Source organism: Bradyrhizobium lablabi (assembly GCF_018129385.1).
Classification (GTDB): domain Bacteria; phylum Pseudomonadota; class Alphaproteobacteria; order Rhizobiales; family Xanthobacteraceae; genus Bradyrhizobium; species Bradyrhizobium lablabi_C.
This window is the reverse complement of the sequence record NZ_JAFCLN010000011.1, coordinates 79,304-105,282: the sequence shown is the minus strand read 5'-3', so window position 1 is coordinate 105,282 and position 25,979 is coordinate 79,304. Positions and strand designations below refer to the sequence as shown.

General features: G+C 64.4%; 28 protein-coding genes and 1 riboswitch. Of the genes, 12 read left to right on the top strand and 16 right to left on the bottom strand.

Features of this window, described 5'->3' with window-relative positions; translation table 11 throughout:
* Positions 1-15: 15 nt before the first annotated feature.
* Positions 16-294: an accessory factor UbiK family protein gene (locus JQ628_RS20795; RefSeq protein ID WP_212224964.1), complete on the bottom strand. Its 279-nt coding sequence runs from the start codon at positions 292-294 to the stop codon at positions 16-18.
* A gap of 178 nt (positions 295-472) precedes the next feature.
* Here JQ628_RS20795 and JQ628_RS20790 point away from each other — a divergent pair, with 178 nt between their 5' ends.
* The 8 genes from JQ628_RS20790 (at position 473) to JQ628_RS20755 (ending at position 7,339) form a co-directional block, all read left to right on the top strand.
* Entirely contained in the window at positions 473-1,204 is a 732-nt protein-coding gene (locus JQ628_RS20790) for a dienelactone hydrolase family protein (RefSeq protein WP_212224963.1), read from the top strand.
* 12 nt (positions 1,205-1,216) lie between these two features.
* Positions 1,217-2,059: a prolipoprotein diacylglyceryl transferase gene (gene lgt / locus JQ628_RS20785; protein WP_212224962.1), complete on the top strand. Its 843-nt coding sequence runs from the start codon at positions 1,217-1,219 to the stop codon at positions 2,057-2,059.
* A 59-nt stretch (positions 2,060-2,118) separates the two neighbouring features.
* Positions 2,119-3,183, top strand: a complete 1,065-nt coding sequence (locus JQ628_RS20780; RefSeq protein ID WP_249128208.1) for a class I SAM-dependent methyltransferase — start codon at positions 2,119-2,121, stop codon at positions 3,181-3,183.
* A complete protein-coding gene (gene pgeF, locus JQ628_RS20775; protein WP_212224961.1) occupies positions 3,180-3,947 on the top strand; it encodes a peptidoglycan editing factor PgeF in 768 nt (255 codons plus the stop codon). The genes JQ628_RS20780 and pgeF overlap by 4 nt, the downstream gene beginning before the upstream one ends.
* A gap of 169 nt (positions 3,948-4,116) precedes the next feature.
* Positions 4,117-4,275, top strand: a complete 159-nt coding sequence (locus JQ628_RS20770; protein WP_249128184.1) for a hypothetical protein — start codon at positions 4,117-4,119, stop codon at positions 4,273-4,275.
* Positions 4,276-4,551: 276 nt separating this feature from the next.
* Positions 4,552-5,484 (top strand): MerR family transcriptional regulator, encoded by a 933-nt coding sequence (locus JQ628_RS20765; protein WP_212224959.1) that lies wholly within the window; start codon positions 4,552-4,554, stop codon positions 5,482-5,484.
* Positions 5,485-5,611: 127 nt separating this feature from the next.
* Positions 5,612-6,217, top strand: a complete 606-nt coding sequence (locus JQ628_RS20760) for a hypothetical protein (protein ID WP_212224958.1) — start codon at positions 5,612-5,614, stop codon at positions 6,215-6,217.
* Positions 6,218-6,385: 168 nt separating this feature from the next.
* Positions 6,386-7,339, top strand: coding sequence for a ribose-phosphate pyrophosphokinase (locus JQ628_RS20755; RefSeq protein WP_212224957.1), 954 nt, complete (start codon positions 6,386-6,388; stop codon positions 7,337-7,339).
* A 190-nt stretch (positions 7,340-7,529) separates the two neighbouring features.
* Here the strand turns inward: JQ628_RS20755 and JQ628_RS20750 are convergent, their stop codons facing one another.
* From JQ628_RS20750 to JQ628_RS20705, 10 genes are all read right to left on the bottom strand, one after another.
* Positions 7,530-8,348 carry an SDR family NAD(P)-dependent oxidoreductase gene (locus JQ628_RS20750; RefSeq protein ID WP_212224955.1) on the bottom strand — a complete coding sequence of 273 codons (819 nt, stop codon included), beginning with the start codon at positions 8,346-8,348 and terminating at the stop codon, positions 7,530-7,532.
* Positions 8,349-8,476: 128 nt separating this feature from the next.
* Positions 8,477-8,932: an SRPBCC family protein gene (locus tag JQ628_RS20745; protein ID WP_212224953.1), complete on the bottom strand. Its 456-nt coding sequence runs from the start codon at positions 8,930-8,932 to the stop codon at positions 8,477-8,479.
* A gap of 21 nt (positions 8,933-8,953) precedes the next feature.
* Positions 8,954-9,781 carry an XdhC family protein gene (locus JQ628_RS20740; RefSeq protein ID WP_212224952.1) on the bottom strand — a complete coding sequence of 276 codons (828 nt, stop codon included), beginning with the start codon at positions 9,779-9,781 and terminating at the stop codon, positions 8,954-8,956.
* Entirely contained in the window at positions 9,781-10,989 is a 1,209-nt protein-coding gene (locus JQ628_RS20735) for a vWA domain-containing protein (RefSeq protein ID WP_212224951.1), read from the bottom strand. The genes JQ628_RS20740 and JQ628_RS20735 overlap by 1 nt, the downstream gene beginning before the upstream one ends.
* Positions 10,986-11,858, bottom strand: coding sequence for an AAA family ATPase (locus JQ628_RS20730; RefSeq protein ID WP_212224950.1), 873 nt, complete (start codon positions 11,856-11,858; stop codon positions 10,986-10,988). Before JQ628_RS20730 ends, JQ628_RS20735 begins: the two co-directional genes overlap by 4 nt.
* Before the next feature lie 107 nt (positions 11,859-11,965).
* Entirely contained in the window at positions 11,966-14,386 is a 2,421-nt protein-coding gene (locus JQ628_RS20725; RefSeq protein WP_212224949.1) for an aerobic carbon-monoxide dehydrogenase large subunit, read from the bottom strand.
* Positions 14,383-14,883 (bottom strand): (2Fe-2S)-binding protein, encoded by a 501-nt coding sequence (locus JQ628_RS20720; RefSeq protein WP_212224948.1) that lies wholly within the window; start codon positions 14,881-14,883, stop codon positions 14,383-14,385. Before JQ628_RS20720 ends, JQ628_RS20725 begins: the two co-directional genes overlap by 4 nt.
* A gap of 204 nt (positions 14,884-15,087) precedes the next feature.
* Entirely contained in the window at positions 15,088-15,948 is an 861-nt protein-coding gene (locus JQ628_RS20715) for an FAD binding domain-containing protein (protein WP_212224947.1), read from the bottom strand.
* Between the two features lie 382 nt (positions 15,949-16,330).
* Positions 16,331-17,506 carry an MHYT domain-containing protein gene (locus tag JQ628_RS20710; RefSeq protein ID WP_212224945.1) on the bottom strand — a complete coding sequence of 392 codons (1,176 nt, stop codon included), beginning with the start codon at positions 17,504-17,506 and terminating at the stop codon, positions 16,331-16,333.
* A gap of 181 nt (positions 17,507-17,687) precedes the next feature.
* Positions 17,688-18,272 carry a 6,7-dimethyl-8-ribityllumazine synthase gene (locus tag JQ628_RS20705; protein ID WP_212224943.1) on the bottom strand — a complete coding sequence of 195 codons (585 nt, stop codon included), beginning with the start codon at positions 18,270-18,272 and terminating at the stop codon, positions 17,688-17,690.
* A gap of 78 nt (positions 18,273-18,350) precedes the next feature.
* Positions 18,351-18,517: riboswitch (FMN riboswitch) on the bottom strand.
* Positions 18,518-18,946: 429 nt separating this feature from the next.
* On the opposite strand from JQ628_RS20705, the gene JQ628_RS20700 reads away from it, so the two are divergent.
* Both JQ628_RS20700 and proC read left to right on the top strand, forming a co-directional pair.
* Positions 18,947-19,447: a YbjN domain-containing protein gene (locus tag JQ628_RS20700; RefSeq protein WP_212224940.1), complete on the top strand. Its 501-nt coding sequence runs from the start codon at positions 18,947-18,949 to the stop codon at positions 19,445-19,447.
* Positions 19,448-19,695: 248 nt separating this feature from the next.
* Positions 19,696-20,454 carry a pyrroline-5-carboxylate reductase gene (gene proC / locus JQ628_RS20695; protein ID WP_249128205.1) on the top strand — a complete coding sequence of 253 codons (759 nt, stop codon included), beginning with the start codon at positions 19,696-19,698 and terminating at the stop codon, positions 20,452-20,454.
* A gap of 209 nt (positions 20,455-20,663) precedes the next feature.
* On the opposite strand, the gene JQ628_RS20690 is transcribed toward proC, so the two are convergent.
* The 3 genes from JQ628_RS20690 to hisS form a co-directional block, all read right to left on the bottom strand.
* Positions 20,664-21,059, bottom strand: coding sequence for a thioesterase family protein (locus JQ628_RS20690; protein WP_212224936.1), 396 nt, complete (start codon positions 21,057-21,059; stop codon positions 20,664-20,666).
* A gap of 153 nt (positions 21,060-21,212) precedes the next feature.
* Complete coding sequence (locus tag JQ628_RS20685) at positions 21,213-21,416, bottom strand: tautomerase family protein (RefSeq protein ID WP_008144861.1); 204 nt, start codon at positions 21,414-21,416, stop codon at positions 21,213-21,215.
* A gap of 185 nt (positions 21,417-21,601) precedes the next feature.
* The gene (hisS, locus tag JQ628_RS20680; RefSeq protein WP_212224935.1) at positions 21,602-23,194 is read right to left on the bottom strand and encodes a histidine--tRNA ligase; all 1,593 of its coding nucleotides are present in this window, start codon (positions 23,192-23,194) and stop codon (positions 21,602-21,604) included.
* Between the two features lie 139 nt (positions 23,195-23,333).
* On the opposite strand from hisS, the gene JQ628_RS20675 reads away from it, so the two are divergent.
* Both JQ628_RS20675 and JQ628_RS20670 read left to right on the top strand, forming a co-directional pair.
* Complete coding sequence (locus tag JQ628_RS20675) at positions 23,334-23,612, top strand: type II toxin-antitoxin system RelE/ParE family toxin (protein WP_212224934.1); 279 nt, start codon at positions 23,334-23,336, stop codon at positions 23,610-23,612.
* A gap of 10 nt (positions 23,613-23,622) precedes the next feature.
* On the top strand, positions 23,623-23,901 hold the full coding sequence (locus JQ628_RS20670) for a HigA family addiction module antitoxin (protein WP_212224933.1): 279 nt from the start codon (positions 23,623-23,625) through the stop codon (positions 23,899-23,901).
* A gap of 34 nt (positions 23,902-23,935) precedes the next feature.
* On the opposite strand, the gene JQ628_RS20665 is transcribed toward JQ628_RS20670, so the two are convergent.
* Together JQ628_RS20665 and JQ628_RS20660 are read right to left on the bottom strand one after the other, a co-directional pair.
* A complete protein-coding gene (locus JQ628_RS20665; RefSeq protein WP_212224932.1) occupies positions 23,936-24,448 on the bottom strand; it encodes a DUF2314 domain-containing protein in 513 nt (170 codons plus the stop codon).
* Positions 24,449-24,901: 453 nt separating this feature from the next.
* On the bottom strand, positions 24,902-25,975 hold the full coding sequence (locus JQ628_RS20660) for a branched-chain amino acid aminotransferase (RefSeq protein WP_249128201.1): 1,074 nt from the start codon (positions 25,973-25,975) through the stop codon (positions 24,902-24,904).
* Between the last annotated feature and the right edge of the window lie 4 nt (positions 25,976-25,979).

Genomic DNA, 25,979 nt, shown 5'->3' with positions numbered 1-25,979 from the left:
TGTTGCCGTACGTGCCTATGCCGCCGCCGTCGGAGGTGCCGCTCCTCCGCCCAGCTTCGCCTCCAGCGCAGCGATCCGCGCCTTCAGCGCCTCGTTCTCCTCGCGCGCCAGCCGCGCCATCTCCTTGACGGCCTCGAACTCCTCGCGCTGAACCACGTCGAGGTCGCGCAGGATGCGCTCGGCCTGGTTGCGCATGACGGAATCGACCTCGCGCTTGACGCCCTGAGCAGCGCCGGCGGCGTCGTTCATCAGGCGGCCGATCTCGTCAAAAAAACGGTTGCTGGTCTGGGTCATCGCAAGAAACTCCCCTCGATGCGAATGGCACGCTAGAAAGCGTCCCTGCAAAATGGCGATGCCGGCCGCATCGTTCAAGTCCGGCATGCGGGCCCTGTTCTTGTCATGCTGCGGTTTCCTTGCAATCGTATTGAACGCGCAAACCAAAAACAGAATCAGCGAAGGCAGCGAGCGCCCCATGATCGACCAGCAGATCGATATTCCGACCAGGGACGGCAAGACCACCACCTTCATCACCCATCCTGAGCGCGGCGGGCCGTTTCCCGTCATCATCTTCTACATGGACGCACCCGCGATCCGCGAGGAGCTGCGCGACATGGCGCGGCGGCTCGGCACCTCCGGCTACTATGTGATGCTGCCGAACATGTATTACCGCGCCGGCGTGATGGAGATCGGGCCGATCAATCCGGACCCGAATTCGCCCGAGCGCAAGCGGATGTTCGAGCTGATGAGCTCGCTCAGCATTCCCCTTGTGATGGAAGACACCAAGGCGCTGCTCGCCTATGCCGAAATGCAGAAGGCCGCCAACACAAAGATCATCGGCACCGTCGGCTACTGCATGAGCGGCCGCTACGCCATCAACGCCGCGACGCATTTCCCGGATCGCGTCAAAGCCGCCGCCTCGGTCTATGGCGTGCAATTGGCGACCGATCAGCCGGACTCGCCGCATCTTGCGGCAAGCAAGACCAAGGCCGAGCTCTACTTCGCCTGTGCCGAGACCGACGTCTATGCGCCGCAGGAAGTGATCGACAAGGTGTCCGTGGGAATGAAGGGCACCAGCAACGAGGTCGAGATCTATCCCGGCACGCATCACGGCTTTGCTTTCCCGAAGCGTCCGGTCTACGACCGCGATGCGGCCGAGCGGCATTGGGAGCGGCTGCTTTCGCTCTATCGCCGCAATCTCGTGTAACGCACGAACACGATGCCCTTCCTTGCCATCGCCTTTCCGGTGTTCGATCCCGTCGCCATCCAGCTCGGGCCGATCGCGATCCGCTGGTATGCGCTGGCCTATATCGGCGGCATCGTGCTCGGCTGGATTTATGCCCGCTCGCTGATCAAGAAGGAGCGGCTGTGGGGCGGACCGGCGCCGATCTCGCTGCCGCAACTCGACGACTTCATCCTCTGGGTCACCCTCGGCATCATCGTCGGCGGCCGCACCGGCTATGTGCTGTTCTATAATCCCGCGTTCTTCGCGCAGCATCCCGCCGAGATCTTTCAGTTGTGGAACGGCGGCATGTCGTTCCACGGCGGCTTCCTCGGCTGCGTCGCGGCGGTGATGTGGTTCGCACGCCGTAACAACGTCTCGATCCTGTCGCTCGGCGACATCACCACCGCAGTCGGACCGATCGGCCTGTTCCTCGGGCGGCTCGCCAATTTCATCAACAGCGAATTGTGGGGCCGCACGACGGACGTCGCGTGGGGAATCGTGTTTCCCAATGGCGGGCCGCTGCCGCGCCATCCGAGCCAGCTCTATGAAGCGGCGCTCGAAGGCGTTTTGCTGTTCGCCGTGCTGGCCGTGATGATCCGGATGGGCGCCTTGAAGCGGCCCGGCCTGATCCTCGGCAGCTTTATCCTGATCTATGCGCTGGCCCGCATCACCGGCGAGCTGTTCCGCGAGCCGGACCCGCAGCTCGGTTTCTTGTGGCGCGGGCTGACCATGGGCATGCTATTATCGATACCGATGATTATTGCCGGGCTGATCCTTATTGTGCGGGCATGGCGCAAGACGCCGTCGCCCCAATCGAGGCCCGCTCAGGGAAACTAGTGATCGAATTTTCTCCGCTACAGAACGAGATCAACAAGCTGATCAAGTCAGCCGGCCCGATGCCGGTCTGGCGCTACATGGAACTGTGCCTGCTGCATCCGCAGTACGGCTATTACGTTTCACGCGATCCGCTCGGGCGCGAGGGCGATTTCACCACCTCGCCGGAAGTCAGCCAGATGTTCGGCGAGCTGCTCGGCCTGTGGGCGGCTTCGGTATGGAAGGCAATCGGCCAGCCGCCGATCCTGCGGCTGGTCGAGCTCGGGCCAGGACGCGGCACCCTGATGGCGGACGCGCTGCGCGCGCTGCGGGTGCTGCCGCCGCTCTATCAGTCGCTCACCATCCACATGGTCGAGATCAACCCGGTGCTGCGCGAAAAACAGCGTGCAACGCTGTCGGGCGTACGCAACATCACCTGGCATGACACGCTTGACGACATTGTCGACGGCCCCGCCGTGATCCTTGCCAACGAATATTTCGACGTGCTGCCGATCCACCAGATGATAAAGCGCGAGACCGGCTGGCACGAGCGCGTGGTCGATCTCGACGCGAACGGCAGGCTGGTGTTCGGCGCCTCCGCCGAGCCCACGCCGCGCTTCGAGGTGCTGCTGCCGCCGCTGGTGCGCGCCGCGCCTCCCGGCGCGGTATTCGAATGGCGGCCCGATACCGAGATCATGAAGATCGCCAGGCGCGTGCGCGACCAGGATGGCGCCGCGCTGATCATCGATTACGGCCATCTGCGCAGCGACGCCGGTGACACGTTTCAGGCGATCGCCCGCCACAGCTTTGCCGATCCCCTGCAAAACCCGGGACAGGCCGACGTGACCGCGCATGTCGATTTCCAGGCGCTGGCACGCGCGGCGCAGGATCTCGGCGCGCGTGTGCACGGCCCGGTGACGCAGGGCGATTTCCTCAAGCGTCTCGGCATCGAGTCGCGCGCGGCGAATTTGATGGCAAAGGCCACCCACGAGGTTTCCGCCGACATTTCCGATGCGCTGAAGCGATTGACCGAACCCGGCCGCGGCGGCATGGGATCGATGTTCAAGGTGCTCGGCGTCTCGCAGCCGGACATTGTCGCACTCGCGGGCCTGAGCGACGAAGAGCCGGACAGGAGGACCCCATCATGATCATGGCTTCGTCACTGCTCTCGGCCGTTCCCGGCCTGCGCCATGCGTTCTTCACCTGCGAAGGCGGCGTGTCGGAAGGGGTTTACACCAGCCTCAACGGCGGGCTGGGCTCGAACGACGACCAGGCGAAGATCGCCGAGAACCGGCGGCGCATGGCGGAGCAGCTTGGCGTTTCGCCGGAATATTTCCTGAACGCGCATCAAATCCATTCGCCCGACGTCGTGGTCGCGGAGGGGCCGTGGAACGGTTCGCGGCCAAAGGCCGATGCCATCGTCACCCGCACCGAGGGACTTGCGATCGGGATCACCGCCGCCGATTGCGGGCCGGTGCTGTTCGCCGATCCCGCCGCGCGGGTGATCGGCAGCGCGCATGCCGGCTGGAAGGGGGCGCTGACCGGCGTGCTGGAATCCACCATCGAGGCGATGGAAAAACTTGGCGCCCAGCGAGGCGGCATCGTCGCCGCCATGGGCCCCATGATCCGGCAGCGCTCCTATGAAGTCGGCAGCGAATTCGTCGAGCGGTTTCTCGACGCCGACGCAGAGAACGCGCGCTTCTTCCTGCCCGGCGAGCGCGACGGCCACGCGATGTTCGATCTGGCCGGCTTCATCCGCATGCGGCTGGAAAGTGCCGGCGTGCTGATGATCGACGACCTCGGCGTCGACACCTATTCCGACCCGCGCTGCTTCAGCTATCGCCGCTCGGTGCACCGCAAGGAGGCCGATTACGGCCGGCACGTCCATGCCATCGCGCTGGAGCCGGAATAGACGAGGCCAGGCACCGGTTTGCGGGCGCCTTTCTCTACCCCGGGGAAAACGTTGCAACGCCACCAAATCATCCGGTTCGGTGCAGAATTCCGCCCCATTCTACTTCCGATAATCCCATATTCGGGCGTGTGAGTGCAGGGGAATACAAGTGGCTTCCAGGCGTACGGAAATGGCAATCGAGAAGATCATAGCATCATGTAACGGCAGCGAGCGCTCGGCAATCGAGGCGCTTCTACTGGTCAACGAGCATCTTGAGGCCGAGCTTCATCAGCTCTATGCGGCATATTCGATTGCCGTTGCCGAAGGTGATCTGAAGACCCAGCACTGAGGTTCCGCGCGCGCGGGACCCGGTCTACCCGACGATCCGCGATCGGCAGTACTGGACCGCCCGGCTTGTCCGGGCGTAGCGGCGTGCGCCAGCGCACCCTCAGCACGGCCTTGCCTTGCCCGCGCCCGGCTTGAGACAGCCTGGCGCCCCGGGTGAGTGCGCGAAGGCGAATTCGCGGTCGATCACTGGCTGATCGCGCCGCGGCCGATTCGTGCTGCGATCCCACGCACTGAAGCCCTTGACTCTCCACCCGGTGGAGACCGCACAAGGGCGTCCATGACACAACGCACCTACAGCATCGGCGAAGCATCGCGCCTGAGCGGAGTTTCCGTGCGGCGGCTCCGGTTCTATGCGGACGAGGGACTGCTGCCTCCCGCCGGCCGCACCGAGAGCGGCTATCGCGTGTTCACCGACAGCGAGCTCGTCCGCCTCAACCTTATTTGCTGCTTGCGAGACGCCGGCCTCGACCTCGGTACCATCCGCGAGGTGCTGTCGCACGATCTGTCGCTGGCGGAAGCCCTCAAACTGCGCCTTGAAGCGCTCGAAGCAGAAATCGCCGCGCAGCGACGGGTCGCTTCTGCCCTGCGCGCGGCGCTTCGTTCTTCCGACCCTACCGAAGCCGACCTGAGGAGATACTGGACCATGACCCGACTATCGCAAGCAGAGCGCCGCAGCGTCGTCGAGCGATTCTACCAGGAGGTCTCCGACGGCGTGAGAATCGATCCCAAATGGATCCATCAGATGATCGATTCGAGTATTCCCGAGTTGCCGGATGAACCGACGCCCGAGCAATGCGACGCCTGGATCGAGCTTTCCGAAATCCTCAACGATCCCAATTTCATCGCCCAGATGCGATCCAACGCAAGCGAGTTCTGGAATCGCGACGGATTCGATCCGGCCGCCTACCGCCAGGCCAGCGACGAAATGCGGCTCAAGGCAAAGGAGGCGATCGATCGCGGTCTGGAGCCGGCATCCGAAGAAGGCGCCGCCCTGGTCCAGGACTGGATGGAAACACTGGCGCGAACGCTGGGTCGTCAGCCCGATGCCACGTTCAAGGTGTGGCTGCTCGGAAAATACACAGAGCACGATGACCGTGCGAGCCGCTACTGGGAGCTCGTTGCGATCATGAAGGGCCAGTCTCCACAAGCGAGCCCCAACCGCGAATGGAAGTGGGTGCTGGCGGCCATGAAGCATCACCTTGCGGGTTGAGCGAAGCGCCCGACGGGAAAAATTTGTCCCCGAGGTGAACAAACCGGCCTGTTCGCAACCGATTCCTTCCCTTCCTGTGTCCTGCCCGCCCTAGACGTTAACAGCCATTAACGCTATCGCAGGGGCAATGAGGGAAGCGTCAGCCAACCTGCTCGGAGCGAGCCGGATTTTTGCGCGCGCGGCATTTGCCGGCGCGCTGCTCTTGGCATGCGCGCTCGGCGGTTGCGCCGCGGGTGGCGGCGCCGGCAGCAATTCCTTCGCGATGGCAAGTGGCGGCGGCGCCACGGTTGCCTTCGAATCGATCGATGGGCCACCGCCGCCGGTGTTCGACCGCATGGTCGGCGTGCTCGACAGCGAATCCAAGCTGCGTAACCTTGCCATCGTCTCGCGCGAAGGCACGGCGTCCTATCGCGTCCGCAGCTATCTCTCCGCGCAGGTGGTCCGCGGCCGCACCGTGATTGCCTGGGTCTGGGACGTCTACGATTCCAACCAACAGCGCGCACTGCGCCTGTCCGGCGAAGAGCCCGCGGGCAAGGCCGGCCGCGACGCCTGGGCCGCCGCCGACGACATGGTGCTGCGCAAGATCGCGCAGGCGGGCTTGAGCGGACTTTCCGGCATGATCAACGGCGGCCCGGTCGATGCGACGCCGCCCGCCCCGGCCCCCGGCCGCCGCGGGCCCGCCGTGGCGAGCACGGAAGCGGCTACCGGCGCCCTCGCCTATAGCGCCCAATAAAGCGGGTAAAATCCGCATTTTACTTACCATTTTGACCGGGAAAACCGGCGTGGCGGGTTGCCGCACTGTCACACGCCTGATATTTCCTCGCCCATCGAAACCCGGCCGGCTCTGTAGGTACCCGAGATGCTCAACGTCGTATCCAGCAAGGCACGGGGGGGAACGTCGATGTCGGCCAAGAACGGCTCAATCAAGCTGGTCGCCGGCAACTCCAATCCGCCGCTGGCGCAGGAGATCGCCGACGGGCTCGGCGTGCCGCTCGCCAAGGCGGTGGTCCGGCGCTTCGCCGACATGGAGATCTTTGTCGAGATCCAGGAGAACGTGCGCGGCTCCGACGCGTTCATCATCCAGTCGACGTCGTTTCCGACCAACGACCATCTGATGGAGCTTCTGATCATCACCGACGCGCTGCGCCGCTCCTCGGCGCACCGCATCACGGCGGTGATCCCCTATTTCGGCTACGCCCGGCAGGATCGCAAATCCGGCTCGCGCACGCCGATCTCGGCAAAACTGGTCGCGAACCTGATCACCCAGGCCGGCGTCGACCGCGTCATGACGCTCGACCTGCATGCCGGGCAGATCCAGGGCTTCTTCGACATCCCGACCGACAATCTCTACGCCTCGCCGCTGATGGTGCGCGACATCAAGGAACGCTTCGACCTCTCCAACGTCATGGTGGTCTCGCCCGACGTCGGCGGCGTGGCGCGCGCCCGCGGGCTTGCCAAGCGCATCAACACCCCGCTCGCGATCGTCGACAAGCGCCGCGAGCGCGCCGGCGAATCCGAAGTGATGAACGTGATCGGCGAAGTCGCCGGCTACACCTGCATCCTGGTCGACGACATCGTGGACTCCGGCGGCACGCTGGTGAACGCGGCCGACGCGCTGATCAACCACGGTGCCAAGGAAGTCTACGCCTACATCACCCACGGCGTGCTGTCCGGCGGCGCCACCACGCGCATCACCTCCTCGCGGCTGAAAGAGCTCGTCATCACCAACTCGATCCAGCCGACCGACGCAGTGAAGAAGGCGCCGAACATCCGTTCGCTCTCGGTCGCCAGCCTGATCTCCGAGGCGATTGCCCGTACCGCCGCGGAAGAGTCGGTCTCGAGCCTGTTCGAGTAGACCGTCGTCCCGGCCTTGAGCCGTAGGGTGGGCAAAGCGCAGCGTGCCCACCATTGCTGTTTGTTAGATTTCTGAGGCCCATCCGCGTCATTGCGAGGAGCGCCAGCGACGAAGCAATCCAGCTTTCTTGTCGCGGCGAAGAAAGCTGGATTGCTTCGCTTCGCTCGCAATGACGAGGGGGATAGTCCTTTTACTCCCCATGCCCCGGCCGCGGCACCAGATTCATGATCGTTCGCGTAAAGCCGCCGTCGACGATGATCTCGTCGCCGTTGACGTAGGACGCGCGGTCGCTGGCCAGGAACAGGATCGCATCGGCCATGTCCTGCGGCGCGCCGATCCGGCGCATCGGCACCACCGCCGTCCGCCGCTCGGTAACACCCGGCGTGTCGTAAAAAGCCTGGCTCATCGGCGTGACCACGAGGCCGGGACTGACGACATTGCTGCGGATGCCGCCTGGGCCCCATTCGCTGGCAAGCTGGCGCGACAGCATGACGACTCCGGCCTTGCTGACGCTGTAGGCGCCGGAAAAGCCCTGCGCGTTGGAGCCGGCGACGGAAGCCACATGGACCAGGCTGCCGCGCCCGAGCTTTCGCATCTGCCGGGCAAATATCTGCGCGCAAAGGAAGTAGCCGGTCAGGTTGACGGAGAGCGTCGCATTCCATTCGGCCAGCGTCAGCGTATCCAGTCCGCCCGGGCGCAGGATCGCGGCGGTATTGACGAGGATGCCGCACGGACCGAGCGACCTTTCGATGGTCTCCGCCGCAGCGGCGACGCTCGCCTCGTCCGTCGTATCGCAAGGCGCCACGACGGGATCGGCGCCCAGCGCGCGCAGTTCGCCCCGCGTCGTTTCCAGGCCCTTCTCGTCGCGATCGATCACCGCGACGTTTGCGCCGGCGCGCGCAAAGCTGATGGCCGTGGCGCGGCCGATGCCGCCGCCCCCGCCGGTGACCACGGCAACACGGCCAGCCAGGCCAAGCCAATCGGAAGCATCCTGCGCAGGCCCGGCCATCGGCGTTCTCCCCATTCAATGACTTGTTGTTGGGAGTACTATAGACGCCGCGCCAACCGCCGCCATATGCAGTTGGGGCTGGACCACCCGGCAAATCCGGAGACGTGCGATCGATCGCGCCCGGCGCTTCAGGCCACCGCGGCGCTGCCGACAACTTCACCGAACGATTCAAAGAACTGGCCTGCCAGTTTCTTCGCGGTGGAATCGATCAGGCGGCCGCCGAGCTGCGCCAGCTTGCCGCCGATCTGGGCATCGACTTCGTACGTAAGGATCGTCACGTCGGGGCCTTCCGCCGTCAACGTCACGGTCGCGCCGCCCTTGGCGTAGCCGGCAACCCCGCCGGCGCCTTCGCCGGAGATGCGATAGCCGTTCGGCGGATCGAGATCGGAGAGCGTGACCTTGCCGCCGAACGTCGCCTTGATCGGGCCGACCTTGAAGATGACGGTCGCGGTCATCTCATGCGGTGCGGTCTTTTCCAGCGACTCGCAGCCGGGAATGCATCGCCTCAACACATCGGGATCGTTCAGCGCGGCCCACACCTTTTCCCGCGACGCAGGGATACGCTGACTGTCGTTCATCTGCATTTTCTTGTTTCCTGATTTTCTTCAGACGGAAGGCGCGGCGCGTTGTCCCCGCCGGCGCAGGGCGGTGATCTCGGCGAGGATCGACATCGCGATCTCCTCCGGCGTGATCGCGCCGAGATCGAGGCCGGCCGGCGCCTTGACGCGATCGATCGCGGCGGCGTCGACGCCTTGCGCAACCAGTTTTTCGCGCAACGCTTTCATCTTGCGACGAGAGCCGACGAACGCGTGATATTCGGCCTCGGTGGCGATCGCCGCACGCAAGGCCGCCTCGTCGCCCTTACCCTGGGTCGAGACCACGACAAAGCGGCGCGCCTGGTTGAGTTCGTCCAGCACAAAACCGTCGACCATCGTATCCGCGTCCGGCACGGCCGCCACATCCGCCGAAGGCGCGGCGAGCGTGACGTGATAGCCGAGCTGCCGCGCCTGCGTGGCCAGCGACATCGCGACGGGGCTTGCGCCAAAAATCACCAGCGAGGGATGCGGCAAGACCGGCTCCACAAAAATATCCATCGTGCCCTTGCTCGGGCACATGTTGGAGGCGAAGCGTACGCCCTCGCGCAGTTCGCCGGGCTTGACGCCGAGTTCGGCCAAAAGATTCTCCGGTTGCACCGACACCATGCGCGGCTCGCCATCGGCCAGCGCCTCGCGCGCGGCCTTCAGCACGGCGCCCTTCGCACAGCCGCCACCGATCCAGCCCGCCACGATGGTGCCGTCGGGACGGATGATCGCCTTCGCGCCGGCCTTGGCCGCGGTCACCGACACCGTACGCACGACGGTCGCAAGCACAAAGGCCTGCTCGGCGGCCTTCATCTGCGCAACGAGATCCATCACTTCGACATGCGCGCCCATTACAGCCTCGCCAGATAGGGTTCGAGCGCGGTCAGGCTTTGCAGCGTATTGGCCGGCGCATAGAGATCGACATGCGGCAGCGCCGCCTTGATGCCGGCCGCCTCCGGCGCATAACCCTGCCATCCCGCCATCGGGTTGAGCCAGACGATGCGGCGGCAGCGCCGCGCCAGCGCGGCTATCTCGCGGCCGAGCAGCGCGGCATCGCCGGTCTCATAGCCGTCGGAGACAACAATCACGCAGGTGCGCGAATGGATCACGCGCGCGGCGTGCCAGCGGTTGAAGGTCTGTAGGCTCTCGCCGATTTTCGTGCCGCCGCCCGCGCCCTGCGCCATGACGGAGAGGCGATCGAGCGCGCGGGAGGCGTCCCTTTCCTTCATCGCGTCGGAAACATGCGCCAGCCGCGTATGGAACAGGAACGCCTCGGCCTCGCGGAACTCGTCGAGCACGCCGTGGATGAAGCGCAGGAACACGCCGGTATACATGCTCATCGAGCCGGAGGCGTCGAGCAGCACCACGAGGCGCAACGGCTTATCCTTGCGCCGGCGGTTGACGAGGCTGATCGGCACGCCGCCATGGCTGATATTGCGATGAATGGTACGGCGCAGGTCGAGCCGGTAGCCGCGCCGCCGCGCCAGATCGCGCCGCGTCAGCCGCGCGCGCATGATCCGCGCGAGGTCGGCGGCGGCCTGATGGGCTTGCTCGACCTGCTCCGGATCGGCCAGTTTGCGGAAATCCACTTCGGCCATATTGTCGGCGCGCGAGGCACCTTCCATGCGGCCCTCGCCGCTGCGCTCGCTGTCGCTGCCATCAGCGGAGGGAATCTGATCAGTCGCCGCATCGCTGCCGGCCTGACGCTCCGCCGCGTTCTGAAAACTCTTGAGCGAGGGATTGTTGGCGGCCTTGGCCGATCCCGTCGCGATCGAGCGCGAGCGCACGCGCTTGCCCAGCCAGAAGGCGTCGAACAATCCGTCGAACTTTTCCCAATCGGATTTGCGCGCGGAAAAAAGATGCTTCAGCGCCGAACGCAGAAGGCCGGGCCGTTTCGCATAGCCGGCTGTCATCAACGCTGCCGCGTCCTGCCCTTCGGCGAGGCCCACGGCAAAGCCGTTGTCGCGCAGCGTGCGCAGGAACGCGGCCAGCTTTGCCGTGACAAGGCGCGAGACCTCATCCATCTCGTCGCGCGTCGGCACTGGTCCACAGCAGCTCATGCGACCTTCCCGAGCAGGCGCGCGGTGACCTCGCGGGTCATGCGCACCTTGTCTTCCTGGGTTTTCAACAGGCACATCATCGTCTCGAACACTTGTTCCGACGCATCGTGCAGATTGCCGATGTCGAGTCCGACCAGCGCGGCGGCCCAGTCCAGCGTCTCGGCGACGCCCGGCACCTTGCGCAGCTCTTCCTTCCGGATGCTTTCCACCATGCGCGCGACCTGGAGCGCCAGCGAAGCGCCGGCGCCGTTCACGCGCGCCATGATGATGCGCGCCTCGCGGTCGACATCGGGATAGTCGACATAATGGTAGAGGCAGCGCCGGCGCAGCGCGTCGGAGAGTTCGCGAGTGCCGTTCGAGGTCAGCACCACATGCGGAATGGCCGTGGCTTTCACCGTACCGAGTTCGGGGATCGAGACCTGAAAATCCGACAGCAGCTCCAGCAGGAACGCTTCGAACTCGTCGTCGGCGCGGTCGATCTCGTCGATCAGCAGCACCGGCGGCTGTTCGCGCCGGATCGCCGCCAGCAGCGGCCGCTCCAGAAGATATTTTTCCGAGAAGATATGATCTTCGACCCGGTCCGCGTCCTCGCCGCGATGCGCCTGGATCGACAGCAGCTGCCGCTGGTAGTTCCACTCGTACAGCGCCGCCGACTGATCGAGCCCCTCATAGCATTGCAGGCGGATCAATTCGGTCGCATACACGGAGGCTAGCGCCTTGGCGACTTCGGTCTTGCCGACGCCCGCCTCGCCTTCCAGCAGCAGCGGGCGCTTCAGCAGGTTCATCAATGAAATCGCGGTCGCCAGCTCCGCATCGGCGATGTAACCCGAAGCGGCCAGACGTTCCGCGATCTCCTCGCGATTTTTCATGCTCTAGTCTCTCCACGTCATTGCCAGCGAAGCGAAGCAATCCAGCTTTCTATCCGCCGCAACAAAGCTGGATTGTTTCGTCGCTTCGCTCCTCGCAATGACGACCTTTAAGCCACCGCCCCCAACTCCTTCGCCGCCTTCCAGTTGCGCCAGTAGTCGTGCGGCATCTGGATATGCGTCGAGCCCAGGAACGAAAAGGCGTCGTTCACCGCGTTGGAGAACGCCGGCACGCCGCCGACATTCGGGCTTTCGCCGACGCCCTTGGCGCCTATGGGGTGATGCGGCGATGGGGTGACGGTGAAGTCGGTCTCCCAATGCGGCGTCTCGACCGCGGTCGGCATGAAGAAGTCCATGAACGAGCCGGTCACCACATTGCCTTCGGCATCGTAGCGGATTTCCTGGCCCATCGCGATCGCGAAGGCTTCGGTGAGGCCGCCATGCACCTGGCCCTCGATGATCATCGGGTTGATGCGGGTGCCGCAATCGTCGAGCGCGTGGAAGCGCCTGACCTTGTAAACGCCGGTATCGACATCGATGTCCATCACGCAGATATAGGCGCCGAACGGATAGGTCATGTTGGGCGGATCGTAGTAGCTCACCGCCTCCAGTCCCGGCTCCATGCCCGGCGGCACCGAGTTATACGCCACCCAGCAAATATCCTTCATCGACATGAATTTTTCCGGCAGGCCTTTGACGCGGAAGCCGTCGATGTCGAACTCGAGATCGTCCTCGTGTACCTCGAGCTTGTAGGCCGCGATCATCTGCGCCTTGGCCTTGATCTTGCGCGCGGCCATCGCGATCGCCGCACCGGCGACGGGCGTCGAGCGCGAACCGTAAGTACCGAGCCCGTAGGGCGCCGTGTCGGTGTTGCCTTCCTCCACCATGATGTTGTCGGCGGGAATGCCGATCTCGGTGGCGATGATCTGCGCCCAGGTGGTCTCATGACCCTGACCCTGGCTCTTGGTGCCCATGCGCGCGATGCCCGCTCCTGTGGGGTGCATGCGAATTTCGCAGGAATCGAACATCGCAATGCCGAGGATGTCGCAGTTCTTCGACGGGCCGGCGCCGACAATCTCGGTGAAGAACGACACGCCGATGCCCATGATCTCGCGCGTTTCGCCGCGCTTGAACGCCGCGCGCTTGACCGCCTGCTCCTTACGCAACTCGGCGTATTTCGTGCTCTCCATCGCCTTCTTCATGGCGGTGGCGTAGTCGCCGGAATCGTATTCCCAGCCGAGCGCCGAGTGATATGGGAACTGCTCCGGCTTGATGAAATTCTTCAGCCGCAGCTCCGCCGGATCCATATCGAGTTTTTGCGCCAGGATATCCATCGCGCGCTCGATGCAATAGGCGGCCTCGGTGACGCGGAACGAGCAGCGATAGGCAACGCCACCGGGCGCCTTGTTGGTGTAGATGCCGTCCACCGAAAGGTGCGCGGTCGGGAAGTCGTACGAACCCGTGACGATGTTGAAGAATCCCGCCGGCCATTTCGACGGATCGGCGCAGGCGTCAAACGCACCGTGATCGGCCAGCACATGGACGCGCAGCCCTGTGACCTTGCCTTCCCTGGTCGCGGCAATCTCGGTCGTCATGTGATAGTCGCGCGCAAACGAGGTCGCGGTCAGGTTCTCGATGCGGTCCTCGACCCACTTCACTGGCTTGCCGGTGACGATGGAGGCAACCGCCGCGCAGATGTAGCCGGGATAGGCGCCGACCTTGTTGCCGAACCCGCCACCGATGTCTGGCGCGATCACATGGATCTTCTGCTCCGGCAATTTTGCGATCAGCGAAACGACCGTGCGGATCACATGCGGCGCCTGGAAGGTGCCGTAGATCGTCAGCTCGCCCTTGATCTTGTCAAAGGAGCAGACGCACTGGCAGGTTTCCAGCGGCGAGGGATGGGTGCGGTGATAGGAGATCATCTCCTTGATCGTCACCTCGGCCTTGTTGAAGGCCGCATCGGTCAGTTCCTTGTCACCGACGGTCCACTCAAAGATGTGGTTGTGATGCTTGCGCGGACCGTGCGCGCCTGACGTCTTGCCGGCGAGGTCCTCGCGCAGCACGGGCGCATCCGCATCCATCGCCTTGAACGGATCGATCAGCGGGGTGAGCTGCTCATATTCGACCACCACCTTGTTGATGCCGTCGTCGGCCGCGTAGCGGTCGGTCGCGACCACGAAGGCGACTTCCTGATTCTGGAACAGCACCTTGCCGTCGGCCAGCACCATCTGCACGTCGCCCGCGAGCGTCGGCATCCAGGCGAGGTTGACGGTTTTCAGCGTCTCGGCGGTGATCACCGCGAGCACGCCCGGCACCTTCAATGCTTCGGTGTCGTCGATCTTCTTGACCCGTGCATGCGCATGCGGCGAGCGCACGAAATCGCCATGCAGCATGCCCGGCAGCTTCACGTCATCGACATAGTTGCCCTTGCCTTGCGTGAAACGGATATCCTCGACCCGCTTGCGCTTGCAGCCCATGCCTTCGAGGGCGGCGCTGCGTTGTTCCCGCGTGGGAGTCATGTCGTTCATTCCGCGGCCTCCTGGAATTGCGTACCGTTGATTTTTGCGGCGGCGTACTGGATCGCTTTCACGATGTTCTGGTAGCCGGTGCAGCGGCAGATATTGCCCGAGATGCCCATGCGGATTTCGGCTTCCGTCGGCGACGGATTCTCCTTCAGCAGACGATGCGCGCGAAGGATCATGCCGGGGGTGCAGAAGCCGCATTGCAGGCCGTGCATCATGCGAAAACCTTCCTGCAACGCCGACAGCGAGCCGTCGGCATTGGCCATGCCTTCGATGGTGGTGACGTCGCTGCCTTCCGCCTGCACCGCGAACATCGTGCAGGACTTTATCGACATGCCGTCGATGTCGACCGTGCAGGCGCCGCAATGGGTGGTCTCGCAGCCGATATGGGTGCCGGTCATCTGCAGATTTTCGCGGATGAAATGCACCAGCAGCGTACGCGGCTCGACGAGGCCTTCGACCTCGGTGCCGTTCACCTTCATGGTGATGTGGGTTTTTGCCATTTGCTTCCTCTCCCTGGTACCGCTTGTCCGAAATTCGCAACGTTTCCCGAACCTCATCCTGAGGAGCATCGCGACGCGATGCGTCTCGAAGGATGGCCCCGGGTGATGACAGCGCCCTGCCGCCATCCTTCGAGACGCGCGCGCGAAGGGCGCACGCTCCTCAGGATGAGGTCAGTGATTGCTGCTGCCGACATTCAACTTCCCCTAGTTTCCGCGCGCGGCGCGCTGTAACGCCCGCATCACCATGATGCCGCCGACATGTTTTCGGTATTCGACCGGGCCGCGCGCATCCGCGGCCGGCGACATGATCGCCTGTGCCGCTGCCGCGGCCTTCTTCAACGAGGCTTCATCGAGGCTGGTGCCGATCACGGCGTTGGCCGCGTCGGTGGCGAGCAGCGGTGTCTCGGCGAGATTGGTAAGACCGATCGCGCAAGTCGCGACCTTGCCACCGGACATGGTCAGCACGACCGCGGCTGCGGCGGTCGCGTAATCGCCGACCTTGCGCTTGAGTTTTTCGTAGGCCGAGCCGTGGCCGGCCGGCGGCACGGGGATGGAGACCGCGGTGAGGAGCTCGCCGGGCTCGAGCGCGGTGAAATAGGCGCCCTGATAGAACTCGGCCGCCGCGACATCGCGCGCGCCGGACTTGCCTTCGAGGCGGTAGCTGGCGCCCAGCGTCATCATCAGCGCCGGCATGTCGTTGCCGGGATCGCCATTGGCGACATTGCCGCCGATGGTGCCGCGGTAGCGCACCTGGGGATCGGCGATCAGCAGCGCGGCCTCGTGCAGGATCGGCACGGATTTGGCGACCTCGTCGGAGGCCAAAAGTTCATGCTGGGTGGTCATCGCCCCGATCACCAGCCTGTTGCCGTCGCGGCGGATGCCTTTCAGCCCGGCAATGCCATGCAGATCGACGAGGTGCTCGGGCGTCGCCAGCCGGAGCTTCATCATGGGAACCAGGCTGTGGCCGCCGGCGAGCGGACGGGCCTCATCACCCAGCGTCGCGAGCAGATTTACGGCATCGGCCAGACTCGCCGGCCGATGGTAATTGAATGGGCCAGGGATCATCGCGCTTCCTCCATCTCGTCCTGTTCGGTCTTACGGACCACGGACGTTGGAGGCACGCTGGCTCCGAGAAAATTCGCCCGCAATAACAACGGCACGGGGTCGGGGATTTCGCACGAAATGCGGATTGCCGCGCACGAACTGCGTCAGCGCGCGCGACCTACCTAGGTGCGGACGGCGCATCGCCCCCTCTCCCCGCCCTTTCGCGGGGAGAGGGTCGGGGTGAGGGGCTGTCTCCGCGAGTCCAACTGCCAGCCGTCGCAGAGTCCCCCTCACCCGAAATCCGCGACGCGGATTTCGACCTCTCCCCGCATCCGCCTTCGAAGGCGGGCTTCGGCGGACAGGAGCGGGGCGAGGTGCAGATCGCTCGCGTGCCTTGACTAGACTAGGCGTGCCGCCGGTTGAGCCCCAGCCGCGCCTTCACCTCGGCGATCTTGGCGCGGCTAACCGGCACCCGGTGCGGCGACGGGCCGTCGAGTTCGATCACCGCGCCATCGCCCTCCTTGCGGACGAAGGAGACATGGGGGATCGCGACGATATGGCTGCGGTGCACCCGGACGAACAGGCTGGGGTCGAGCTGGGCCTCGGCCTCCGAGATCGACCACGGGCACATCCGCTCGCGCGTGCCGTCATGGACTTTTGTGTAGTGGGCATCGGCCCGGACCGAGCGGATATCGGCCGCATCGATGAAATGGGTGCCGTCGGCCCCCTCCACCGGCAGCCGCGGCGCGGGCACCGGACGCGGCTGGCCGACACCGCCGAGCGGCATCGCGCGCAGCCGGGGCGCGGGTATCGCTTCCGCCTTGGGGGCGACCTCCTCCGGCACCAGCGGCGCATCGGCGGCGGCCTTCTTCCGTCCATCCGGAACCAGCGACAGCAGGAAACCGGCGGCGATCACGAAGCAGAGTAGCGCCACTACCAGCGCGAGGATTTGCGGCGACGCGGCAAGCCCTTCGCCATGCCGGTGGCCTTCACCCGGCGCAACCAGATGCATGCCGGCCATCGCGGTGTAGTGCATGCCGGAGACCGCAATGCCGAACGCGATCGCGCTCAGCATCAACTGCACGCCACCCTGCCGCGCCAGGAACGCGCGCAAGCCGCCATAGGCCGCAGCGATCGCGATCAGCACAGACAGCGCGACAAACCCGGCGTCATGCCTCATCGCAAAAGGGCCGGCCAGGCCGTGCATGCCGACATAATGCATGCTGACGATGCCAACCCCGAGCAGCACCGCGGAAGACATCACGCGCAGCAGTGTCGGCTCGCCGGTGCTGACGAAGAACAGCGAGATGCCGACCACCAGCGCGCAGATCAGGAACGAGATGATCGTCGGCAGCACCAGATAGGTCGTCCCCGGCGGCAACGGCGCGGCCAGCATGCCGACGAAATGCATGGTCCAGATGCCGATCGCGAGGAAGAACGCCGCGCCCGCCAGCAGCACGCGATGGCTGGCGTCCGGCGTGCCGCGGATGCGCGCGGCGAGGCCGAAGCCGGTGTAACCTCCCAGGATCGCGATCACCACCGAGAGCGCGACGAGATAGGGATCGTGTCCTTCGAACATGATCGTCTCGGCCTCCCGTCTCCACGGGATGGCCTCCTCCCGCCGTCGAGTTTATCAACGCGGCGGCGGGAAAGACAATCAGCCGATTGCCGCCCCCGGCCTGGCAAGGCAGACCGGGATTTTTGTTTGACGCGTTTTCTTCACGCGAACCGGTACCCACTTCGCTTGAAAACGCTATGCCTTACACAATCCCCGCCGCGACCTGACCGCGCAGCCTTTCGAGACCATGCAGCGTCTCGGCGCAGGCTTCCGCGACTTCGACACCCTTGATCGCGAAATGTTTACGGAAGAATTCGTAATGCACTGCGCTCTCGTGGAATTGCTGCGGCGTCAGCACCGCCGAGAATACCGGCACCTCGGTGCGGAGCTGCACATCCATCAGCGCCTTGATCACGGTATCGGCGACGAACTCGTGCCGGTAAATCCCGCCGTCGACCACGAGGCCCGCCGCAACGATCGCGGTATAGCGCCGCGTCTTCGCAAGGATCTGCGCATGCAGCGGGATCTCGAACGAGCCCGGCACCTCGAACAGGTCGATGGCGGTGCGCGGAACGTGGCGCGCCTCCATCTCGTCGAGGAAGGCGATGCGCGCCTCCTGCACCACCTCGCGATGCCAGCACGCCTGCACGAAGGCGATGCGCTGCGGCTTGACGAAGCGCGGATGCGAAGGCGCTGGCGGCCGCTCGGGGATATCGGGCGTGCCTCCAGATTCGACTTGTTGGGTTTCGGATTGTTGGGGTTTGTCTTCAAGCAAGGTCTGATTCATGGCTTTCCTCTTTCTAAGGACCAGAATCAGGGCACACGGAATATCGGAGCCCACGCGAAAGCCGCGTGAAGCGCCGCTAGCCGTTCTCTTTCATCCGGACTGTGACCGTCGGCTTCGGAATTGCACCGAATCTGCTGACCCTTTTTCCCGCCTCGAGAAAAGGCTGCGGGAAGAAGGCGCTCGCGGGCTTGGATGTCGCCACCCTTACCGCCGGTGGGGACTTTCACCCCGCCCTGAGAACATCGGCCGTCCGGGATTGAACGGCCTGTCCGGAACTATAAGCCGCGCTTTCTGCCGGGCAAGGGCCCAAGAGAGGCCGTGGCACGCCGAAACCGCATGTCCCCATGCCCCAAAATCGAATCTCCCGGGGTGATTTGGGCCAAATCCCGCGCCGGCCAAAAGTTAACGAACCGCTAACGGGCCATTCCGATTCCGGTTTGTTCTAAAAGTTAACGTGGGTGACTCACATGACCTGTGGAATATCGAGTCCAACCCTGTGGACTGACTCCGCCCGCAGTTGCGCGGATTCCGCAAATCACATCACTTGATCCGCGCAGGCCCCAACGATGCCGCGAGCCGATCGGGGGATTGCAGTCGGCGGCGACGCGGGCGCGTCGTGCAAGCCGTCTCCACGTGCGTATCAACAGATCAAGAAAACGAAGGTCGAGACGGAAATGTCCCTCCTCGAAGGCATCATCGACTCCCGGAACAATCCGCTCGCGGTTGTCGAGGACATTGCGGCCGACAACAACTGGGCGTTCGAACGTTCGGGTGAAGACGAGGTGACGATCGTCTCCAAGGGCGACTGGACCGACTATCAGCTCTCCTTCACCTGGATGGGCGAGATCGAGGCGCTGCATCTGGCCTGCGCCTTCGACATGAAGATTCCGCCCGCGCGCCGGCCCGAAGTGCAGCGGCTGATCGCGGCCGTCAACGAGCAATTGTGGATCGGCCATTTCGATCTGTGGACCCACACCGGCATGATCATGTACCGCCAGGCATTGGTGCTGCCGAACGGGCTTTCCGCCACGACCGCGCAATGCGAGGCCATGCTGGTCGGCGCGGTTCACGCCTGCGAGCGCTATTTCCCCGCGTTCCAGTATGTCGTGTGGGCCGGCAAGTCGGCGCAGGAAGCGATGGACGCGTCGATGTTCGATACCGCGGGCGAGGCGTAGTTTCTTCTCGCGATCGCGCTGCGGCGCTCACTCACTCCCCGTCGTCCCTGCGAACGCAGGGACCCATACGCCGCGGCCGCAATTATGTTGCGGGCCGCTTGTTGCAACCACCTTCCTCCACTAGAACCGCCTGTGGTTATGGGTCCCTGCTTTCGCAGGGACGACACCGAATTTGTGGTGACAGCGTGGGCAACACAGACACATTGAAAAACATCACCGGCACCATCGCGCTTGCCGGCGCGGGCAAGATGGGCGGCGCGATGCTGACGGGCTGGCTGGCCGGCGGCCTCGACGCCACGCGCGTCGTCGTGATCGAGCCCTCTCCGTCCGACGAGATCAAGGCGCTCGCAGCCAAAGGCGTCAGGCTCAATCCGAAAGATACCACGGCCGCAGACACGCTGGTGGTCGCGGTCAAGCCGCAGACCTTTCGCGAGGCCGGGCCTGTGCTGCGATCCTTCCTCGCCCCTACCACCCTCGTCGTCTCGATCATGGCCGGCACCCCCATCGCGGCGCTGGAGGAAGTGTGCGGCGGCATGGTGGTGCGCGCGATGCCGAACACGCCGGCCGCGATCGGCCGCGGCATCACCGTTGCGGTGCCGGCGAAGAATGTCAGCGCGGCGCAACGCGCCACCGCCGATGCGCTGCTGCGCGCCACCGGCTCGGTCGAGTGGGTCGAGGACGAAAGCCTGATGGACGCGGTGACCGCCGTCTCCGGCTCGGGCCCGGCTTACGTGTTCCTGCTCGCCGAAGAACTGGCGCGCGCCGGCGTCGAGGCCGGACTGCCGGAGGCGCTTGCGACAAGGCTCGCACGCGAGACCGTCGCCGGCTCCGGCGAGTTGCTGCACCGCTCCGATCTGCCGTCCGCAACGCTACGCCAGAACGTCACCTCGCCGGGCGGCACCACGGCGGCGGCGCTGTCGGTGCTGATGGCTGGTGACGGCATGCAGCCGTTGATGATCAAGGCGATTGCTGCTGCGACGAAGCGGTCGAAGGAACTGGCGAAATAGCTTGCTCTGACCTCATCCTGAGGAGCCGCGCCTTGCGCGGCGTCTCGAAGGATGGACGAACCCCGTGGCCCATCCTTCGAGACGCACGCTGACGCGTGCTCCTCAGGATGAGGTCATGGGTGAAATCGCAGCAGCCGCATGGGTCTCGACTCAAAATGTCGAAAACAACCCCATGCACAGTAGGACCGGACCGAAATTTCGGTATCGAGCTACCGCGCCCCCAGCCGTTCCTCGAACTTCGCGACATTGATCAGCCCGCGCGCGTGGCGGCCCTCGCCGATCTTGCGCATCCCCTCGAACGCCTCGACCTCGAAGCGGATGACGCGCCGGCCGACCTCGATCACCCTTGCCGTGGTGCGCACGGTGGAGCCGACCAGCGCGGCCGCCAGATGCTTGATGTCGACCTCGGTGCCGACCGTGACCCAGCCCGGCTGCAAGTGGCCGCGGATCGCATCGCCCGAGGCCATCTCCATTTCCAGGATCATCATCGGCGTCGCATAGACCATCGGCATGCCCGGCACGAAATGCCCGACCGTGCGTTCCGGCGGCACCACAAGGGTGCGCTCGGCGCTCATGCCGATCTTGATGAAGTCGCGTGCGTCCATGAAATCACTTTCTTCCCCTCTCCCCTTGTGGGAGAGGGTGGCTTCGCGAAGCGAAGACGGGTGAGGGGTCTGTCTCCGCGGATGCAGACCCCTCATCCGTCGCGGACTTCGTCCGCGCCACCTTCTCCCACAAGGGGAGAAGGAAGAACCCCACTATTTCTTCGCCGCGGCTGCGCGCTCGACAAAAGTCTTGCCGCCCTTCATCTTGTGGCGGAGCGGCGCTTCGTTGATCTGGATCACGACCGCGTCGGCATCGACGCCGAGATTCTTCACCAGCGCCTGGGTGATGTCGCGCATCATGCCGGCCTTCTGTTCGTCGGTGCGGCCTTCCGCCATGCTCACGGTGATCTCGGGCATTTCTTATTTCCTCTCTTTGTTTTTCTACTCGTTACACACGAGCCTCGTACCGAGGCACCGCGCATCTTGCACCGCCGTCATCATCCGCGAAAGCGGATATCCAGTATTCCGCGCCGGTTGCGTTCATCACTGGCGTCACGGCGTACTGGATGCCCGCCTTCGCGGGCATGACGACGCTAATCCAACTATCCCCACCTCACGTCATGACGCGCCAGCACTTCGCGCACCTTGGCGACGATCTCGCTCTCGGGACATGAAAACTGTGCCGGCCGCGTCTCGCGCCATTCCTGGTTGGAGGCGATCGCAGCCGCCGCCTTGGCGCCCTCGATCAGATCCTTGATCTGCACCTCGCCGCGCGCCTTTTCATCGCTGCCCTGAATGATGACGCAAGGCGAGTTGCGGCGGTCGGCATATTTGAGCTGGTTGCCCATGTTCTTGGGGTTGCCGAGATAGAGCTCGGCACGGATGTTCGCGCTGCGCAACTGTGCGACCATCTTCTGGTAATCCGCGACGCGGTCGCGATCGAACACGGTGACGACAACAGGCCCGAACTCTCTTCCCGTGTCGAGCTTGCCGAGCATGGTGAGCGCGGCCTGTAGCCGTGACACGCCGATGGAAAATCCCGTCGCCGGCACCGGCTCACCGCGAAAGCGCGAGACGAGGCCGTCGTAGCGGCCGCCGCCGCCGACCGAGCCGAAGCGCACCGGGCGGCCTTTTTCGTCCTTGGTCTCCAGCAGCAATTCGGTCTCGTAGACGGGGCCGGTGTAGTATTCGAGGCCGCGCACGACGGAAGGATCGACGATCACTTGATTGTCGTAGCCTGCGGCATCGACGAGCCGCGCGATCTCGACCAGTTCGTCCAGACCTTCGAGCGCAATTTTGGAATCGCTGAATGTTGCGCGCAGCGTGTCCGAAATCCGGCGCGCGACGTCGTATTCGTTTTCCTTGCGGTCGGGATCGCCGGCGAGCCGCTTTGCAATGTCAGGATCGCCTGCATAGGCGAGCAACGGCGGCTGCACGGCGGTGCGCGCATTGACGAAAGTTTCGAGCTTGGCGATCTGCCCCTGCTCCAGTCCCGCGCCCTTGGTGAAGTCGCCGCTTTCATCCTTGCGGCCAGGCCCGAGCAATTCGCGCACGCCCTGCTCGCCCAAACGGTCGAGCTTGTCGATCGCGCGGAGCACGGTGAGGCGCTTGCCCGCGTTCTCATCGCCGCCGATGCCGATCGACTCCATCACGCCATCGAGCACCTTGCGGTTATTCACCTTCACTACATAGGAGCCGCGCGGAATGCCCAGCGCTTCCATCGTATCCGCCGCCATCATGCACATCTCGGCGTCCGCGGCCGGAGAGCCGGAGCCGACCGTATCGGCATCGAACTGCATGAACTGACGGAAGCGGCCGGGGCCCGGCTTCTCGTTGCGGAACACATAGCCAAACCGATAGGAGCGATACGGCTTTGGCAGCGTATCGAAATTTTCCGCGACATAGCGCGCCAGCGGCGCGGTCAGATCGTAGCGCAGCGAAATCCACTGCTCGTCGTCGTCCTGGAACGAGAACACGCCCTCGTTGGGCCGGTCCTGGTCCGGCAAAAATTTTCCGAGCGCGTCGGTGTATTCGAAGGCCGGCGTCTCGACCGGCTCGAAGCCGTAGCGCTCAAAGACCTCGCGGATCTTCTCGACCATCGCCCGCGTGGCCGCGATCGCGGCAGGGCCACGGTCTTCCAGTCCGCGCGGCAGGCGCGCCTTCAATTTCTGCGGTTTCTTGGGTTTTTCGGCCATTTTGGTTCGCAACGCTGTGGGCGGCGTTGGTACCAGCCGAGGCGCACGGCGGCAACCTCGCCAAGAGCGGCATATGTAAAGTTACACTTTACATATGTAAAGCCATGCTTTACAGTCCTGAAATGGTGACCACAAAGCCATGATCGAGAGTTTCAGGCACAAGGGACTGCGGCAGCTCTTCGAGGACGACAACGCCAGGGGCGTCAATGCTGAGCACGTTCGCAAACTGAAGCAGATTCTGGCGGCGCTGCAGGCCGCAGAAGCGATTGAAGCGATGCGGCTTCCGACGTTTGGCCTGCATCCGCTCAAAGGCGATCTGAAAGGTTTCTGGGCGGTCACAGTTCGCGCGAACTGGCGAGTCATCTTCCGGTTCGACGACGGCAAGGCCTCCGACGTAGACCTTGTGGACTATCATTGAGGAAGAACGCATGGAGATGAAGAACCCGCCGCATCCGGGCGAACTGATCGGCGATACGCTCAATGAGCTGAAGGTTTCGGTTTCCGAGGCGGCGCGCGCACTCGGGATCACACGGCAACAGCTTCATAACGTGATTGCCGGCCGCAGCGGCATAACGCCGGAGATGGCCGTGAAGCTCGAGAAGGCGATCGGCAGCACCGCCGACACGTGGCTCAGGATGCAAATGAATTACGACCTGGCGAAAGTCCGCAAGCGCCCGATCAACGTCAAACGTCTCGCGCCGGCCTGAGACGCCCGCGCCGGGAACGTGGCGGCAATTATTTTTACGGCGTTTCCAGCCGCGCTCGCAGCGCCTCGGCTTCGGCCTTCGGCATGCGCCTCAGCATCGGCCTGATGGTTTCGCCGCCGACGATCTTGCCGTTCCGCAGGTACATCCAGTCCGAGATTGCGGCTTCCCTGAATTCGACGAGGTCGCCGGCCCGCCTGCCGGGCAGATCGCGCGGCTGGTTGGCGAAGCGGCCGGAATAGCGGCCGCCGGGAAGCTTCTTCACCTCCGCCATCCAGATGTGCTCGCCGTTGGTACCGTGGGTCGGAAAGCGCACCTTCAGGGAATGACCATCCTCGTTGGATTTGGGCGCCTCCCAGGACGCCCAGAAAGCCGGCAGCGTGGCGCGCGCCTTTGCGATGGCGGCGGCCATCTCGGGATCGCCGGTGGCAACGTCGACGATGGTCGAACGCTGCTCCGCTGCGGCATCCATGAAAAGAATGGCCGAGCCGAGCGCGGCAACGAAGGCCGCGAGCGCAATCATCTTGAGACGTGCTGAGAGAACCGACATCGTTGTCACCTGCCCGCTAAAAGGATTCAGCGATTTTGTCGTCTCGACGCGGCGACGCGTTCACCTCGCCCCGCTTGCGGCAGGGCTATCGCATATGAGCGAGGACTCGATGAGGCGACTTCGTTGTGGCCATCCTTCGAGACGCCCGCCTTTGGCGGGCTCCTCAGGATGAGGTCTTGTTTCGTGGCAAAATCCTAGAACCCTCATGGTGAGGAGCGCCGCCTGCGGCGCGTCTCGAACCATGAAGGCCGGGCTCGCTCACACGCTCAATGGGCCATATGCGATAGCCCTGCCGCTTGCGGGAGAGGTCGGAATTCGGGCAAGGCCCGAATTCCGGGTGAGGGGGACTCTCCGCGAGTCCCGATGCCGAAGCAGCCCCTCACCCCACCCTCTCCCCGCGAAGAGCGGGGCGAGGGAGTGAGAGAGCGTGCTCGCCTTACGCTGCCCAGCCCCTCAGAAAACCTTCACGATCCAGTTGTGCGGATCCGCCGCGCGGCCGTACTGGATGTCGACCAGTTGCTTGCGCAGGCCCATGGCGACCGGGCCGGCGGCGCCGCCGTTGATGAGGAAATCGCCGCTGGTCGAGCGCACCTTGCCGATCGGCGAGATGACGGCGGCGGTGCCGCAGGCAAAGGCTTCCTTCAGCCTGCCGCTGGCCGCATCGGCGCGCCACTGGTCGATCGTGTAGGGCTCCTCGCGCACGCGCGTGCCGGCGTCCCTGGCGAGCGCGATGATGGAGTCGCGGGTGATGCCGGGCAAAATGGTGCCGAGCGGCGGCGTCAGCAACGAGCCGTCGTCGAACGCGAAGAACACGTTCATGCCGCCGAGTTCCTCGATATAGCGGCGCTCGACCGCATCGAGGAACACGACCTGGTCGCAGCCGTGCTCGATCGCCTCGGCCTGCGCGCGCAGGCTGGCGGCGTAGTTGCCGCCGCATTTGACCGCACCGGTGCCGCCGATCGCGGCGCGCGTGTAATTCTCCGACACCCAGATCGAGACCGGCGCCGGTCCGCCCTTGAAATAGGAGCCGACCGACGAGGCGATCACCGCGAAGATGTATTCCGAAGAAGGCTTGACGCCGAGAAACACCTCGCTCGCGATCATGAAGGGCCGCAGATAGAGACTGCCCTCGCCGCCCGGAATCCAGGCGCGATCGATGCGCACGACCTGCTCGACCGCATCGATGAACACGGACTCCGGCAACTGCGCCATCGCCATGCGGTCGGCCGATTGCCGGAAGCGTCTTGCGTTGGCGTCAGGACGAAACAGGTTCACGCCGCCGTCGTCGCGCCTGTAGGCCTTGAGGCCTTCAAAAATCTCCTGCGCGTAGTGCAGCACGGCCATCGCCGGATCGAGCGGAAAGTTGGCGCGCGATTCGACGCGCGCGTCGTGCCAGCCCTTGCCCTGGGTGTAGCGGACGATCGCCATGTGGTCGGTGAAGACCCGGCCAAAACCGGGATCCACCAGCCTGGCGGCGCGATCCTTCTCGGACACCGGATTGGCTGTGGGGCGGATATCGAATTTCAGGCTC